Below are 15,378 nucleotides of genomic sequence, written 5' to 3'. Positions count from 1 at the left end.
TTATGACCACCTCCGTCGCACTTTGCACTTATAATGGCGAAAAATATCTTGCCGAACAATTGGACAGTATTCTTTCACAAAGTATTGTTGTGGACGAAATTGTGGTGTGCGATGACGGCTCTACCGATGGTACTATTCGGATTTTGGATGAGTTTGAAAATAAATTCCCTCTTGTTTTTAAAATTTTTAAAAATGAAAAAAATTTAGGCTACACCAAAAATTTTGAAAAAGCAATTTCTCTATGCTCGGGAGATTTAATTTTCCTCTGCGATCAAGATGATGTTTGGAAAAACAACAAGATAGAACGCATCAAGAAAATCGCCGAATGCCGTCCGGATAAAAATGTTTTTGCCCACAGAATAGAGATTTTAACCCCAAACAACGAAGTGCAAAACATCTCATTTTGGGACATCGAGGGTTTTAATAAAAATTGGGACAATGCTGAACTTTTGAAATACCTACTTTTCCAAAGGAATGTTTTCCCGGGGATGTCTTTGGCAATTACAAAAACGGCGAAAGAAAAATACCTGCCCCTGCAAACTCCTCATAAAAACATCATTCACGATTATGAAATTCTACTGAAATCAATTAGAGACCATGCTTTTTTGATGATTGATGAATCCCTCACTTTATACAGAAAACACGACCACCAAAACATAGGTTTCGATACCGATATTAATACAAACACGACAGAAACTTTAGCCTCGTTCTACAGTAAAATAAAAAGAATCCCGCTTATCAAAGACTGCGTTACAGCATTTAGACTCGACCCTAATTTAGTAGATTTATATACAGAAAAATGCAGAGAAGATTATCGAAAATTTATCTTAAATTTACCTCTTGCCAAGCGGTGGATCACCAAAATAAAAATGAAATATTATTATAAAATACTCGATGAAATTTTCTAAAATCTCCGTCATTATCGTTACTTACAATGCCATGAAATGGGCAGAAAGGTGTTTTTCCAGTCTTAGAAAATCATCTGTCCCTGTGGAGGTCATTGTGGTGGACAACGGTTCTACCGATGGGACGCAAGAATACATACAAACACATTTCCCGGAAGTTGATTTTACCCAATCCTCTGAAAATTTAGGATTCGGAAAAGCCAACAACCTGGGCATTGAAAAAGCGTATAAAAACGGTGCTGATTTCTTTTATCTGATGAACCAAGATGCTTGGATTTTTGAAGATTCCATTCAAAAAATGCTTGATGTTTATAAAGAATATCCCAACAAAGACGAAATCGGAATCCTAAGCCCCATGCATTTGGACGGAACCGAGAACAATCTGGACATTTTTTTGGACAAATACATCGCTACAAACTTTGAAAAAACCAGATTAATTTCAGATTTATTCTGTCAAAACATCAAGGAGTCTTACGAAATATCTTTTGTAAATGCCGCCCATTGGTTGCTTCCAAAATCCACCATTGAAACGGTTGGAGGCTTTAACCCTTATTTTTTTCATTACGGAGAAGATAACGAATATGTGAACCGAGTTCATTTTCATAAAAAGAAAATACTACTTTGTACAAAAAGCAAAGTGGTACATGACGGCAAGCAAATGCTCAACAAGGTTAATTACCAACTCTTCAAAGACCTCAGCATTGAGACTAAAATAATGAGCCCAGCTTTAGAAAATAGTTTTAAACAAGAAAAATCGGCTTTAATACAAAGTATGATTAAAAATATAAGCCTGGGACAGTGGACGAATTTCAAATCTTCTTTTGCAAAATTTCAAAAAATTTCACAGGAGAAAGAGCAACTCTTCCAACTAAAAAAACAAATTCAACAGAAAGGTTTAACCTTTTTAAAACCATAGATCTATGTGCGGAATAGCCGGAATTATCACCCCAAATGCCCGAAATTATTCGGAAGAACTCCAAAAAATGACCGATGCCATCGCTCATAGAGGTCCCGATGCTGCCTGTCATGAGTTTTATGATGGTGCCGCACTTGGCCATCGTAGATTGTCCATCATCGATCTTTCTGAAAACGGAAAGCAACCTCTGTTTTCTTCAGACAAAAAAGAATGCATTGTCCTAAACGGTGAAATATACGGCTACCAAGATCTCAAAAAAAAATACAATTCGTACACTTACATAGGCAGTTCGGATACCGAAGTTGTCTTGGCGATGTACAAAGTTTTGGGTAAAAACCTGATCCACGAACTTCCCGGCATGTTTGCTTTTGCCCTTTGGGACGAAGAAAAAAAAGAACTTTTCTGTGCCAGAGATCGTTTTGGTGAAAAACCTTTTTATTACGCCATCGGAAAAAATGGAGAATTTATTTTTGGCTCCGAAATTAAAGCCCTTCTTGCTTCTGGACTAATCGTTCCCGAAATTAATAAAGAAGCGCTTTCTCATTACCTGCAATACGGTTATGTAAGTACCTACCAAAGTATTTATAAAAATATTATTCCGCTTCCTCCGGCACACCAACTTTTGTATAAAGATGGCAAAATTGAAGTGAAAAGATATTATTCTATCCCAAAAAATGATAGTGTAATCTCACTTTCTGAAGCAAAAGAGGAATTTGTTGCTCTTCTAAAAACCGCAATTAAAAAACAATTGGTTGCCGATGTAGAAGTAGGAAGTTTCCTAAGTGGAGGTTTGGATTCGTCCTCAATTGTTGCGATGGTAAATGAGTTCACGCCAAAACAAACGACCATTTCTTACGGATATTTTGGGGAACACTCTGAGCTAAAATTTGCCGAGGAAATTGCCGAAAAATTCAACACCCGACATATAGAAATAAAAGAAAACCGTGGTGAAATAGCCCATGATTTATTAAAAATTTCTAATTTTTTTGATGAACCTTTTGCCGATATGAGCTATACGCCGCAATATAAAATTTGCGAAGCAGCCAGAAAACATCTTACCGTAGTCCTAGCCGGCGATGTTGGCGACGAACTTTTTGGCGGATACAACTTCTACAGAGTTGAAAATGAGCTGAAAAATCATTTTTCTTATGGTAATATCATTACAAAATTCGGACTTTCGCTCTATCAAAAAATTCGACCTACTTCTTTTGTTACCCAACAAAATCTGAAATACAAAAACATCTTAGATTTCCACCAAAACCATGTGCGAAATTATTTTGATGCGGATGAAAGAATAAATCTTGGCATTGGAGAAAACTACCATCAACCCTACAGCTTCACACCCAATCCCAACTCGCTCAACGATATTATGAGGGTCGATTTGGAAAAATATGTTCCGGGAAATATGCTGGTGAAATCCGACAGAATGGCGATGGCCAACTCGCTAGAAGTGAGAACTCCTTTCTTAGATGTGGACTTTGCCGAATTTTGTATCGCCTTACCCGATAATCTGAAAATAAATACGGAACATGATAAAATAATTTTGAGAGAAGCCATGCAAAGTTATTGGACTGAATCCATCAGAAATAGAGGCAAACAAGGCTTTGGATCTGAGGTTGAAAACTGGTTTAAAACAGAAAGTCTTAACAAATTGTCGGATGAGTTGCTGAAAAATAAAAATGCCAAAGTCTTTTCAACCATAGACTTTCAATATGCTCAATCTTTACTGAAGAAAGACAAAAAACATTGGAATCTTTTGCAACTGGCACTTTGGGCGGAGAATAATTTGTAAATTAAATTTTAAGATAAACCTTCAAGGATTTGAAATCCTTGAAGGTTTGGAAATAGACATCCTAAAGGTTATTAATAGTATTGCAATTGGACTTGTTAAAACTCCAAAGTTAATTTATAACTTAGCGTTGATGAATAATCCTTCAAGGATTCTAAATCCTTGAAGGATTGCTTTAAAACAAAAACAACAAAAATGGAAAAAACACTTCTTGACTACGGAAAATACTATCATATCTACAACCGTGGAAATAACGGTCAGGATATTTTCTTTGAAGAAGACAACTTTCTATTTTTCTTGAATCGTTATGACCAATACATCTCACCCGTTTGTGACACCATTGCTTGGGTATTACTTAGAAATCATTTTCATTTTTTAATATTCGTCAAAAATCGAAATGATATTGATATGAACAAACTAAGTTATAACACGGTAGAAATACCAAAAAGAATAGATGTACATCTTCAATTCGGACATTTATTCAACTCGTATGCAAAGGCGATCAACAAACGATATAAGAGAACGGGTAGCTTGTTTGAAAAGAATTTTGAAAGAAAAGAAATCGACAACATTGCTTATTTTAGACAAATGATTCATTACATACATAACAACCCTGTAAAACACAACTTTTCAGATTCAGCATCCGATTATCCTTGGAGTTCTTATGGAAGTATTTTTTCTCATAAACCATCGAAATTAAAACGAAGTTTTGTTCATGAAATCTTTCCAAATGAAGAAGACTTTCACCTCTATCATAAAGAAAGTTTGGACTACAAAGAAATTCAGGACTTCACAATTGAATATTAAATACCATCTTAATAATCCTTCAAGGATTTAAAATCCTTGAAGGATCGAAAATAATACCATGAACATCTCTGTCATTATCCCAGTATATAACGCCGAACGCTTTCTGAAAAAAGCGGTAGAATCTGCTTTACAATTTGATGAAGTAAAAGAAATTTTGTTAATTGAAGACGGTTCACCAGACCAATCTTTAGAGGTTTGCCAGAAGCTTGTCGATATGGATTCTAGAATAAAACTAATACAACATGCCGACAAAGGAAATCACGGAGCTGGGGCGACCAGAAACCTTGGATTAGAAATGGCCTCACAAGAGTACATCGCTTTTTTAGACGCCGACGATTATTATCTACCCAATCGTTTTGATGCCGAAAGAGAACTCTTCAAAGACCCAAAAATAGAGGGCGTATTCGGGGCAATAGGAACAGCTTTTTTAAGCGAAAAAGGTAAAGAAGAATATAAAAATAAGTTTAACTCCGAAATAACCACCGTTAACTATCCTGCAGAAGGAATAGAGGTTTTCAAAGGACTTTTAGGAGTTTCAAAAAACACATTTGGATCTTTCTTTTCTTTAATTGCTCTAACTTTAAAAAAAACATCACTACGAGGATTGACTTTTAATAAAGATTTAAGAGTTCATCAAGATTCGGATTTTATTATAAAATTAGCTTATCAATCCCATCTAAAAACAGGAAATATTAATGAGCCTGTATCCATTCGAGGGGTGCACGATGACAATAGAATTACAAAGATAAAATTGTATTCTGATCAATATAAGGAAAGACAATTTCTGCTTTGGTCTTCTTTAAAACTGTGGGCAGATAAAAACAAAATTCAAAAAGTATGTCATAAAACTATTCAACTGCACGCTGCAACCTATGAGCTAACACAAAAAAAAGGTCTTAATAAGTTTTTATTGCTTTTTCAATATCTTTTGAAAAACCCTGAAATTTTAAAAACAAGATACCGTTTTCTTTATTTATGAAATTAAAAAACATTCAATTTTTACGAGGAATATCAGCTCTTTTAGTCTGTTGTTTTCATTTTAAAAACAACTTAAATTCCAATGATTTTAATTGGGGAGATCTTTTATTTAACAAAGGAAGCATAGGTGTTCCTATTTTCTTTGTTATTAGTGGCTTCATCATGGTTTACACAAGTAAAAATATAAATCTAAATCATTCTAAAATACATTTGATTGTTGACTTTCTAATAAAACGAGTAATTAGAATCGTGCCGCTTTACTACTTATTAACTTTTGCTTGGATATTTTTTGGAGGATCTTTATTGGCCTATTTCCAAGGGGATTTAGTAAATAGATTGTGGCGTTCTCTATTGTTTTTACCTCAAAAAGAATTTCCAATTTTGTATTTGGGGTGGTCATTAAATTACGAAATGTTTTTCTATTTTATTTTTGCATTATCATTTTTTTTCACGACTAAGAGGTATTATTTTATTATCCTGTTTTTTACGGCTGCAATTGTTTTAGGTCAGATATTCAAACCCAGCACTGCATTTTTTAAAATGATCTCAGACCCCATTAATTTGTATTTTGTAAATGGAATCGTGCTTGGATTGCTATTAAAATATATTGAATTTTCAAAAAAAACCTCACTTGCATTTTTAACCCTTAGCACAATATCATTTGTATTGCTCTTGTTAAATTTCATTCCGGAAAATCTAACTTGGATGCACTATCCGATAGTTACCTCTTTTGTACTATCTTTTCTAATATTAGATCAAAATTTCAAATCATCACCTCATCCGTTTTTAGTTTATTTAGGTGATATTTCATATTCCATTTATCTCTCTCATCCTTTCGTAGAAATCCTATTTAGACACATTAACCTTGGTGAAAATGGAAATATTTTGGAATTTGTCCTACAAATTGGAGTCGTAATTCTTACTTCATCTCTCTTATATTTAATTATTGAAAAGAAAATGACTAATTTTCTAAAAGAAAAAATTTGCTAAAAATTGCACCTATGAAAATCTCCGTGATCACACCGGTTTACAATGCCGAAAAATACATAACCCAAGCGGTGGAATCTGCACTGCAATTTGAAGAAGTTTTTGAAGTTATTTTGGTGGAAGACCAATCGCCCGATAACGCTTGGGGCGTTTGCAAAAATTTAGCCGAAAAATACGATAGGGTGAAGCTCTATCAACACCCCGACCAAGGAAACCACGGTGCAGGTGCGAGTAGAAATTTGGCAATTTCCAAAGCTTCAGGTGATTATATCGCATTTCTAGATGCCGATGATTTTTACCTTCCTAACCGATTTGATGCCGAAAAAAAGCTATTTGAAAATCCAGAAGTAGAAGGAGTTTACGGAGCAATTGGCGTACATTATTATTCTGAAAAAGCCAAAGAACAATATTTCCCAATCTTTGGAAACAAATTAACAACCGTTTATAAAAAACACCAACCTGAAGAGGTTTTCCCTGGACAATTGGGAATGAGAGGAAGTTTCGGACTGTTTTCTATTGATGGACTAACCGTAAGAAAATCAGCCATCGACAAATTGCAACCCGTTATGCAAACCCAACTTAGACTGCACCAAGATACAGAATTTCTATTCAGATTGTCATACATTGCCCAACTGTATCCCGGAAGTATTGACCAAGCTGTTGCCATGAGAGGCGTGCACGAAAGCAACCGAATTACCCAAGTGGATTCCGGTAAAGTGAATCCTGCGATCTCCAGAGTTTTGCTGTGGAACGAGGTTGAAAGATGGTCAAAAACACAGACTGAAATGCCAAAAGACATTCAACTTCATATCTGTAGAATGGCGAGAAGCTGGCGCATAGCCGATGCCTCTTTCTTAAAAAAATGGGGAATGATTATAAAATATTTATTCTTGGATTTTCCAAGTATAAAATCAGGATTGTATAATATTAATTTTAGAAAGACATTAGGGTAAAGTCTTCCCCATCAATAATTTTTTTTCGACCCAGTTATTATAAGTATGGACAATTTTAAAATTATTTCTTTTGTAGAATTGTAGAGCGGGATTTTCACTTTCTACTTCTAATTCATAATAGCCAAACTCTTTCCATTGATTTTCAAAATATTTTAACAATTGAGATCCAATTCCTTTTTGTTTCGTTTTGTTATCAACTCCAATATAGACCAATTGCCTTTGGCAAGTAGAAGTAAAAGATTCAGAGGTAAATTTAGCTAAAAACAGCAGTAAATATTTTGGATTCTTTAAAAACGAAATTAGAGTTTGAGTATAAAAATAAAATTTATTTTGGTTAATAAATTCCGAATATAGGAGATTAACATCATCTGTCCCAAAAACAAATCCAATCAATTTATCTTGCTCAAAGTATCCGATAAGCAATTGATTGTCTCTTTCTAATTGACATTTATAAAATTTTGTTATAAAAGAAATAGAAAAAGTAGAAAGAAAACTTGGCAATATCCTTTTATGTAAAAGAGCCAACTGGTGAATATCATTTTCAGCTATTTCTTTAATCATTTCAAAACTTTATTGATTAATTTCGGGCCTAAAAAATTGGAGATGGTTAGAGGTAGTTTTTTCCACATTCTAATTGCAAATTGAACAAATTTTCCATCTTCATCATTCGTGTGAGATTTTTTATTGAGGTAGTAATAATACAGTTGTATCGGCTCTGCCCCCCAAGATAATTTGAACAATTCTGTCCCTTGTCCTTTTTTACTGCGACCCATATCAAAAAAATGCACCTCTTTACTTATTGCAAATTTAATAATTTGCCAATACAATGCGTTATTTAGTGAGTATTTATTATACTCTTTTAATGTCGCTGCATACGGGTGATGTATGGAATATTCATCAAAAATTAAACAAGCTACTGAAGCAGGCTTAGACTGAACATAAAGAATCATGAAACAACTGCCATAGCCATTGGAGTTCAGGTTTTCAATAATATTTTTGTAAAAACTCTTGGAATGCGTTGGGGTACCAAGATCCCTCCACGCTTCAGAAATAACGGAATAAAAATCATCTAAAAGATCCAGCTTGCCAAATTTTACTTCATAAGTTAATTTTTCCGCTTTTCTAACTTGATTTCTAGTTTTTGATTTTACTTTATTTTTCCAAACCGCTTTTTCCCCTTCTCTTAAATCCAATAAATAGGTGAAATAATCTTTACATAAAACATGAGGGATGGAAACATCCATGTCAATGGCATTTCTGCTTTTCAACAAAATTGGTTTTTGTATTGGCAGAATATCATCCAGAACTATAGGCTTGTTAAATGTAAAGAAACCCCCATCGGTAATATATGGTGAGTTAGAAAACTCTTTTCCATTTCCATAAAGTTGAATTTTTGTATTCTGCAGATTAAGCTCTGATGTTGTAAGGGGATATGTTTTTGTTACTGCTTTTTTCCAACCTTCTGTTTCTGCAAATGAAAACGGTCTAAACATAGTTTTCAAATTTTTTATTAAAACAAAGCTCATATTCTTGTTTACGAAACGGAGACTTAAAAAACTCGATAAACCTTTCATCTAAATCCTCTTTGTCATTGTCGTTAAATCCCAAAGAAGGGTGAAGCATCACTTCAATCTCATCAGACTTTGTATTTTCAAGATAATTGAATAGGTTATTTTCATTCACCATACAGGTATTTAAAATAGAATAGAAAGCTACTTTTCCGGAATTTTCATTAAAAAAAGAGAGAAATTTCAGTAGCTCTAATTTTATAATATTTACAAAAGGGGTTGTGCTGGAATTGTATTTCCAACTTTCAAAGAAATTTTCATTTATCTCTCGCACTCTTGGTATATCGTATTTCTTTGCAAGTTTTCTGACAATTTTATTAATGGACGGGATGATGTGGATGTGCTCGTGCCCATCAATATGGGAAATGTTATGATGAACTGATTTTACCATTTGTATTTGAGCTTCTATTTCTTCCTCAATTTTGTTTAAAATTTCAGGGCTTTTTCTTAAAAGTAATAATTTCACAAAAGACCATTTCAGAGTTCCTTCTTTTGCAATTTCGGAATTGCCAGTTAATGTTTTTGCGCAGGTTAAATTTACATGAACCCCGATATTTAATTGAGGACAATGAGGTAAAACCTCATCTACAGCATGATTAAAGAAAGCCGTATTCGCCATCAAACTGGCATGGGTAAGATAGCCCGAAAGATGTGCTTCTTTTATTGCGAGGTTAATACTTTTTGTAAATCCCAAATCGTCGGCATTGATAATTATTTTCTTTTTATCCATCTAATTTTTCTTTTTTATTAAAATATCATCGATTTGATAAATACTTCTGAGAATCAATTCTTGAGATTCGCTTTTGTGTGGATTATTATCTATATAATCTGTGCCTTGATCTAATAAAAATCTACGATTGAAACTGCCCAGTTCCGGTTGAAAAAAATCAAAAGGCTGAGTTAAATATATTGTTTTTTGAGTCTTACTTTTTAATTCAATTTCTGATAGTGTTTGATTGAATTTAGAATTCCCATACTGTGTTATGTAAATACTTAAAGAGAAAAATATAAGCAAATAAAAAGCAGTTCCATTAAAAACAAGACTAATATGCCTTTGTATAAGAGGAATTTTAAAAAACAAGATAAAGAAAATTATCAAAAACAAGGTGTTACTGAAAAACAACAATCGTGTGCCGGAAAGTGGTGCATAAGCTGCTACAAATAATGCTAAAAGTCCCATTACAAACAGAGATAGCAACCTGTAATATTCTGCCTTTTCAAGGAGGTTTTTTCTATAGTAATAGACTCCAAAGAACAATGAAAACAAAACAACCGCAACCATTTCCGGGTTATAATATCGGTAAATTTTAGCTATATTACCAATTCCACCAATATAATCCATAAGATTAAAACCCAATTGTTTCTTATCTACAGTTTCGTATTTCACAGAGTTGGCTGGAGCAAAAAACAGCAACAAATAGCCAATACCAACGGAAATCTGATACAAGATAATAGAAATGGGAGGAAGTTTTTTATTTTTGAAAACATATTGTAAACCCCAAATAATTGAAACCAAAACCAGGATAGGAGGTACATGTTCATTTCCCATTCCGCAAAACAACCCTAAAAATACGATTAAAGGAAAGTTGCTCACTTTTTCTTTAAATATTAACTTCTGAAACAAAAAATACTCAGTCATTACATAAATAAAAAACAGATGAAATAGCATCAAAAAAGTATAGTTTCCACTAAAAGGAGTGTAATAAAACATTTCTCCAAAAACAAAAATTAAAAAGGAAAACAAAGCAATTATAACACAAAACATCTTACTATCATTTTCCGATTGATAGTTTGGCAACCTTCTAAAAACCAATAAAAAAACAAAAACAAAGAAGGAATTTAAAAGGAATAATCCGAATAAAAGAGTAATAACTATATTTCTCGATACGGCATTGGTAATTAATTGCCCAATTCTCGGATTTCCAAAATGGTACGATTCCCAATATTCTTGTAATAAATTGGGATTGCTTTGATCCAAATAATAAAAAGTATCCCGCATTGGAGGATAAAAGTAAATACTCAAAGCAACAGCTATATTAATAAATACCAATAATATATACGGTAATTTATTGCTCCTCATACCTAATAATTTCATTAAAATAGAGCGGTCTTTGTTTTACCTCTATGTGTATTCTGCCAATGTATTCTCCTATTATTCCTAAAAATAAAATAATAAGAGAACAGAAAAAAGTCATTACGGTAAGTAAAGTTAAAAATCCGGTTTTTGGCTCGTGGCTGGTAAGTGAGCTGTAAATAGAATATCCTAAAAATAATACCGATAAAATACAACCCAACAATCCAATTACGGTTGCCACCCTCAACGGCTTTACCGAAAATTGTATTACGCTATCTATCGCCAATTTATAGAGTTTCCAAAAATTGTACTTAGAAGTCCCAGACAATCTTTTCGGAGCCACAAAATCGATGACTTTTGCATCTCTCAGCCCTACCAAAGACAACATCCCTCGAAACATTCTGTCGTTTTCGTTCAGTTGGTTCAGCCATTCCACATATTTCTTATCAAGCAATCGGAAATCCGGCATATTTCTCGGTATTTTAACTTCAGAAATCATGTTGAGAAGCCAGTAATAGGTGTTTCCCATGATTTTGTATCGCAATCCCGTATCTTCGTTATTCACTCTTTTGGTGAGTACCAATTGATTTCCATTTTGCCAAAGACCAATCATCTCTATCGCCAATTCTACAGGATGTTGCAAATCGGCATCCATAAAAAGAACGGCATATTTTCCGGCATGTTTTTCTGAAGCAACAAAATTCAATCCGGCTGTCATCGCCATTTCATGTCCAAAATTTTTGGATTGATTGATGATAACAATGTTTTTAAATTCTTTTTGCAAAGCAACCAAATTTGGGAGAGTAGCATCGGTAGAACCATCATTGACAAAGACCAGTTCATAATTTTCCAAATTTACTTTTTGGAGTTCCGTATCCAATTGCTTCACCAGGATTTCTACATTGGACTCTTCATTATAAGCCGATATGATGAAATAAATCTTGCTCATAACTTAGTCCTTCACAAAAACACCGATGTATTTTCCTTCAAAAGAAATTACGGTAGGTTCAATGGCGTTTTTTTCACAGAAATCTTGGAAAGCAGAATTGTCATTGATGTCATCAGAGATAAAAACACCTCCTTTTCTCAAGTGTTTATACAACTCTCCATACGCCCAAAACATACCTTCATACGCCTTGTCGGAGTCGTAATGCATCACATCAAACTCTTTTTGATACAGGAAAATCTTGGGTAGAGATTCTCTATCCGCGTGGCGGAATAACCTCCAATTCTTTTTCAAATCTTCGGGTACAACATAACCCACATACTGATCTCCATCTTGCCCCAAATACGGCATATCCGAACTGTACAAATGTCCATTTCTTGTAGTTAAAGATTGCAAAGCAGCAAAAGACGACCAACCGTAAGCCACCCCAGTTTCCAAAACATTTTTGGACTGTGTGTATTCACAAGCAGCGTAGATCAGTTCCAATGCTCCTGCTCCGCCCATTTTTATCGGACAAGTATTTTGCTTTTGCAAAGCCGTTTGAAATTCTGTTGCAAATTGCTCTGAAAATGGAATGCAGTCTTTTCCAAATAAATTATTAATGGCTGTTTCTTGAGTAACCGCGATAGAAGAAGCCCAAAAATTGGTTTTCTCTTTCCCTTTGAAAGCCGCATTTCTATTAAAAATGTTTTTAATTATTTTTCTGCCCAACTCTGGATACAAGTCTGGTCTTTTCAAATAGGCAAAAAAGGTCTTGGTAACTCTTAGTACTTCGCTCACTGTGTTTCATTTATGGTTTCATGCAAAAATACAGTTTTTATCGAATAATGCTATATTTGTCGGAAGATTTTAATAATTTTATCCGTATCAAAACTTTAATTGGATATCATTCTTTAATTTCCAAAAACACATGAACATGCTAAATCGCATCTACGAAAAATTTCAACGGAAAAAGCAATTGGAAATTCTAAAAAAATTTTCATCAGCTCCCATTCAACATATTAAAATTGGCCTTAACAATCACTTTACAATTTATGATAAAGTAAAAAAAATTGATTTCGGAAACGGGATTAATTTCAGAAATTACATCCACATTATTGTGCAAAACAACGCCGAACTAACCATTGGCAACCGAGTTTTCCTAAATAACTTTTGCTCCATCAATTGTCTAGAAAAAATTGAAATAGGCGACAACACCTTGTTTGGTGAAAATGTAAAATTGTACGACCACAACCACAGCTACCAAACCGAACCTGAATTTTCGGTTTCTCATTCGGAATTTAATACAAAGCCCATTTCGATTGGAAAAAATTGTTGGCTAGGCTCCAATGTTACCGTACTAAAAGGGGTAACCATCGGTGACAACTGCATTATTGGCGCGGGATGCATCATTTTTAAAGATGTCCCGGAAAACTCTACCGTCATTAACCACCAAAATCTTGAAATAAAAACCCGAAGATGAAGTTTTCCGTTCTCATAGCACACTACAACAACAGCGAATATTTTAAGGATTGCTACCAGTCCTTACAAAAACAAACATACCAAAATTGGGAGGCCATCGTCTTAGATGATGCTTCTAAACCCGAAGAAAAGCTAGCTCTAAAACAATTGATCTCTGGAGATTCTCGTTTTAAATACTTTGAAAACGAAAACAACTCCGGTGTTGGTATTACCAAAGCTAAGCTGATAGAATTGGCAACCGGAAACATTTGTGGCTTTGTAGATCCTGATGATGCAATTTTACCAACGGCAATTGAGAAATCCATTCAAGTTTTTCAAGAGCAAAAAGAAGTTGTCCTCACCTACTCTAGATTCATGACTTGCGATGAAAACCTGAAACCGATTTCTGAATTTTCACCTGCGAGACAAGTCCTCAATTCAGATGCTTCTTTTTTTAACATACCCGTTCAAATTGCACACTTTGTTTGTTTTAGAAAAGACATCTATCTGAAAACTGAGAAAATGAATTCCTCTTTAAAAATTTCCGAAGATCAAGATCTTTATCTCAAAATGTACGAAAAAGGAAAAGTAAAATTCATTGATGAAACCAACTATCTGTACCGAACCCACAACAGAGGAATCTCCCAAAACGAGAACAAAAAAAAGTCCTACGAATACTGGGGCGAAGTGATTTTCAATGCCATGAAAAGACGAGGCATGACAACCATCAACGGGAAAAAAATTCCCGAAACTTATACCAATTCCAATGAAATCTTTCAACTTTTAGATTATCAAAATGGTTGGAAATATCGCATTTTAAAAAAAATTAAATTACTACTTCAAAAACTACAATGACCGAAAAAAACAAAATAAAAGTCCTCTTCAGGCACCGCTCCATGGAAATGGGTGGGGTGGAAAAAGTGATGCTTTCCCTTCTCAACAACCTCAATCCAGAAAAGTTTGAAATGACGGTCTGCCTCAACATCAACCAAGGCGAACTGAGAGACGAGTTCCCAAAACACATCCGGAAGGTTTATTTAGCCGATGGCAAAGAGGATTTTTCTGAAAATATTCTTTTGCAAAAATTCCAGCTTTGGAAAAGAAAAAATCAACTTGAAAAATTTAGAAACAACCCAAAATGGGTTGATGACACCATTTTAAAAGAAAAATACGACATCGAAATCGGCATGACCTACAACGATTTCGAAATGGTCTTAAATTCAACCAATAAAAATTCAAAAAAAATCGGGTGGTTTCATTCCGAAATTCAATTGCCAAAGCTACAACCTTTGGTACCCAAGATTTTGGTACACTTCCCTCAATTCGACCAAATGGTTTATTGTTCGGAAAAAATAAAAACGCTGATGCACTACCATTATCCGGACTTGAAATATCCAGCAGAATCGGTCATCATCAATGCCATTCCTATTGAGGAAATTAAAAGAAAAGCAGAAGAGAAAATTGAAAATTTTCCAAAAGAAATACCCGTTTTTGTTTCCATAGGAAGATTGCACAGCCGAAAAGGCTATCATAAATTGATGGAAGCTCATGCGCAACTCATCAAAGAAGGATACCCACATACGGTAATTATCCTTGGTGATGGCGAAGAATTGCAAAATCTTTTAGCTCAACAAAAAAAATTAGGAGTTGAAAAATCCTTTATTTTTGCAGGAAACCAAATGAATCCTTATCCTTTTGTGAAACAAGCGGATTTTTTCATTCTCCCTTCGGAATCCGAAGCTTGGCCTTTGGTGATTGCCGAAGCCCTAATTTTGCAAAAACCGATTATCGCCACCAAAACCGGAGATATCCCTGAGATGATTTCGGATAAAAAAACCGGCGTACTTATCGACTATAAAACAGAAGAAATGTACGCTGCCATGAAAGAATTCCTAACGAATAAAGGGATGGTGGAAGAAATTAAGGAAAATCTACAAGACATCGAAAAGCAATTCGATCATAAAAAGATTTTCTCTGCAGTGGAAAAACTATTTTTAAATTTAGTAAAAGATTAA

Annotated in this window: 16 protein-coding genes; 10 read left to right on the top strand and 6 right to left on the bottom strand. The window is 34.2% G+C overall.

Annotation, left to right across the window (positions count from 1 at the left end; translation table 11 throughout):
* Positions 1-2: 2 nt before the first annotated feature.
* The 7 genes from EIY84_RS00980 to EIY84_RS00950 all read left to right on the top strand — a co-directional run bounded on the left by EIY84_RS00980 (position 3) and on the right by EIY84_RS00950 (position 7,335).
* Positions 3-908, top strand: a complete 906-nt coding sequence (locus EIY84_RS00980) for a glycosyltransferase (RefSeq protein WP_124639581.1) — start codon at positions 3-5, stop codon at positions 906-908.
* Positions 895-1,821 carry a glycosyltransferase family 2 protein gene (locus EIY84_RS00975; RefSeq protein WP_124639579.1) on the top strand — a complete coding sequence of 309 codons (927 nt, stop codon included), beginning with the start codon at positions 895-897 and terminating at the stop codon, positions 1,819-1,821. Before EIY84_RS00980 ends, EIY84_RS00975 begins: the two co-directional genes overlap by 14 nt.
* Positions 1,822-1,825: 4 nt before the next feature.
* On the top strand, positions 1,826-3,613 hold the full coding sequence (asnB, locus tag EIY84_RS00970; protein WP_124639577.1) for an asparagine synthase (glutamine-hydrolyzing): 1,788 nt from the start codon (positions 1,826-1,828) through the stop codon (positions 3,611-3,613).
* A 192-nt stretch (positions 3,614-3,805) separates the two neighbouring features.
* Positions 3,806-4,417: a hypothetical protein gene (locus EIY84_RS00965; protein ID WP_187478407.1), complete on the top strand. Its 612-nt coding sequence runs from the start codon at positions 3,806-3,808 to the stop codon at positions 4,415-4,417.
* A gap of 58 nt (positions 4,418-4,475) precedes the next feature.
* Positions 4,476-5,396: a glycosyltransferase family 2 protein gene (locus tag EIY84_RS00960; RefSeq protein ID WP_124639575.1), complete on the top strand. Its 921-nt coding sequence runs from the start codon at positions 4,476-4,478 to the stop codon at positions 5,394-5,396.
* Positions 5,393-6,385 (top strand): acyltransferase family protein, encoded by a 993-nt coding sequence (locus EIY84_RS00955; RefSeq protein WP_124639573.1) that lies wholly within the window; start codon positions 5,393-5,395, stop codon positions 6,383-6,385. The genes EIY84_RS00960 and EIY84_RS00955 overlap by 4 nt, the downstream gene beginning before the upstream one ends.
* Positions 6,386-6,396: 11 nt before the next feature.
* Entirely contained in the window at positions 6,397-7,335 is a 939-nt protein-coding gene (locus tag EIY84_RS00950) for a glycosyltransferase family 2 protein (RefSeq protein ID WP_124639571.1), read from the top strand.
* Here EIY84_RS00950 and EIY84_RS00945 read toward each other — a convergent pair.
* Genes EIY84_RS00945 through EIY84_RS00920 form a run of 6 tightly spaced genes read right to left on the bottom strand, consistent with a single transcriptional unit; the run spans position 7,327 to position 12,703 of the window.
* Entirely contained in the window at positions 7,327-7,896 is a 570-nt protein-coding gene (locus EIY84_RS00945; RefSeq protein WP_124639569.1) for a GNAT family N-acetyltransferase, read from the bottom strand. The genes EIY84_RS00950 and EIY84_RS00945 overlap by 9 nt on opposite strands.
* Complete coding sequence (locus tag EIY84_RS00940; protein WP_164471993.1) at positions 7,893-8,828, bottom strand: GNAT family N-acetyltransferase; 936 nt, start codon at positions 8,826-8,828, stop codon at positions 7,893-7,895. The genes EIY84_RS00945 and EIY84_RS00940 overlap by 4 nt, the downstream gene beginning before the upstream one ends.
* Positions 8,821-9,633 carry a carbohydrate deacetylase gene (locus EIY84_RS00935; RefSeq protein WP_124639565.1) on the bottom strand — a complete coding sequence of 271 codons (813 nt, stop codon included), beginning with the start codon at positions 9,631-9,633 and terminating at the stop codon, positions 8,821-8,823. The genes EIY84_RS00940 and EIY84_RS00935 overlap by 8 nt, the downstream gene beginning before the upstream one ends.
* Entirely contained in the window at positions 9,634-10,998 is a 1,365-nt protein-coding gene (locus tag EIY84_RS00930; RefSeq protein WP_124639563.1) for a DUF6056 family protein, read from the bottom strand.
* Complete coding sequence (locus EIY84_RS00925) at positions 10,970-11,926, bottom strand: glycosyltransferase family 2 protein (protein WP_124639561.1); 957 nt, start codon at positions 11,924-11,926, stop codon at positions 10,970-10,972. Before EIY84_RS00925 ends, EIY84_RS00930 begins: the two co-directional genes overlap by 29 nt.
* A gap of 3 nt (positions 11,927-11,929) precedes the next feature.
* Positions 11,930-12,703: a class I SAM-dependent methyltransferase gene (locus EIY84_RS00920; protein WP_124639559.1), complete on the bottom strand. Its 774-nt coding sequence runs from the start codon at positions 12,701-12,703 to the stop codon at positions 11,930-11,932.
* A gap of 136 nt (positions 12,704-12,839) precedes the next feature.
* Here EIY84_RS00920 and EIY84_RS00915 point away from each other — a divergent pair, with 136 nt between their 5' ends.
* The 3 genes from EIY84_RS00915 to EIY84_RS00905 are packed head-to-tail and all read left to right on the top strand — an operon-like array spanning position 12,840 to position 15,378.
* On the top strand, positions 12,840-13,385 hold the full coding sequence (locus EIY84_RS00915; protein ID WP_241154710.1) for an acyltransferase: 546 nt from the start codon (positions 12,840-12,842) through the stop codon (positions 13,383-13,385).
* A complete protein-coding gene (locus EIY84_RS00910) occupies positions 13,382-14,218 on the top strand; it encodes a glycosyltransferase family 2 protein (protein WP_124639555.1) in 837 nt (278 codons plus the stop codon). Before EIY84_RS00915 ends, EIY84_RS00910 begins: the two co-directional genes overlap by 4 nt.
* Positions 14,215-15,378 (top strand): glycosyltransferase, encoded by a 1,164-nt coding sequence (locus EIY84_RS00905; protein WP_124639553.1) that lies wholly within the window; start codon positions 14,215-14,217, stop codon positions 15,376-15,378. Before EIY84_RS00910 ends, EIY84_RS00905 begins: the two co-directional genes overlap by 4 nt.

Origin of the sequence: Amniculibacterium aquaticum (genome assembly GCF_003852705.1) — a bacterium.
GTDB classification, from domain to species: domain Bacteria; phylum Bacteroidota; class Bacteroidia; order Flavobacteriales; family Weeksellaceae; genus Amniculibacterium; species Amniculibacterium aquaticum.
This window is presented reverse-complemented; position numbering and strand designations above follow the sequence as displayed.

What these genes read in the sequence shown, in the direction of transcription:
- EIY84_RS00980 (WP_124639581.1), top strand. Translation starts at nt 3, where the DNA reads ATGACCACCTCCGTCGCACTTTGCACTTATAATGGCGAAAAATATCTT.
- EIY84_RS00975 (WP_124639579.1), top strand. Translation starts at nt 895, where the DNA reads ATGAAATTTTCTAAAATCTCCGTCATTATCGTTACTTACAATGCCATG.
- asnB (WP_124639577.1), top strand. Translation starts at nt 1,826, where the DNA reads ATGTGCGGAATAGCCGGAATTATCACCCCAAATGCCCGAAATTATTCG.
- EIY84_RS00965 (WP_187478407.1), top strand. Translation starts at nt 3,806, where the DNA reads ATGGAAAAAACACTTCTTGACTACGGAAAATACTATCATATCTACAAC.
- EIY84_RS00960 (WP_124639575.1), top strand. Translation starts at nt 4,476, where the DNA reads ATGAACATCTCTGTCATTATCCCAGTATATAACGCCGAACGCTTTCTG.
- EIY84_RS00955 (WP_124639573.1), top strand. Translation starts at nt 5,393, where the DNA reads ATGAAATTAAAAAACATTCAATTTTTACGAGGAATATCAGCTCTTTTA.
- EIY84_RS00950 (WP_124639571.1), top strand. Translation starts at nt 6,397, where the DNA reads ATGAAAATCTCCGTGATCACACCGGTTTACAATGCCGAAAAATACATA.
- EIY84_RS00945 (WP_124639569.1), bottom strand. Translation starts at nt 7,896, where the DNA reads ATGATTAAAGAAATAGCTGAAAATGATATTCACCAGTTGGCTCTTTTA.
- EIY84_RS00940 (WP_164471993.1), bottom strand. Translation starts at nt 8,828, where the DNA reads ATGTTTAGACCGTTTTCATTTGCAGAAACAGAAGGTTGGAAAAAAGCA.
- EIY84_RS00935 (WP_124639565.1), bottom strand. Translation starts at nt 9,633, where the DNA reads ATGGATAAAAAGAAAATAATTATCAATGCCGACGATTTGGGATTTACA.
- EIY84_RS00930 (WP_124639563.1), bottom strand. Translation starts at nt 10,998, where the DNA reads ATGAAATTATTAGGTATGAGGAGCAATAAATTACCGTATATATTATTG.
- EIY84_RS00925 (WP_124639561.1), bottom strand. Translation starts at nt 11,926, where the DNA reads ATGAGCAAGATTTATTTCATCATATCGGCTTATAATGAAGAGTCCAAT.
- EIY84_RS00915 (WP_241154710.1), top strand. Translation starts at nt 12,840, where the DNA reads ATGCTAAATCGCATCTACGAAAAATTTCAACGGAAAAAGCAATTGGAA.
- EIY84_RS00910 (WP_124639555.1), top strand. Translation starts at nt 13,382, where the DNA reads ATGAAGTTTTCCGTTCTCATAGCACACTACAACAACAGCGAATATTTT.
- EIY84_RS00905 (WP_124639553.1), top strand. Translation starts at nt 14,215, where the DNA reads ATGACCGAAAAAAACAAAATAAAAGTCCTCTTCAGGCACCGCTCCATG.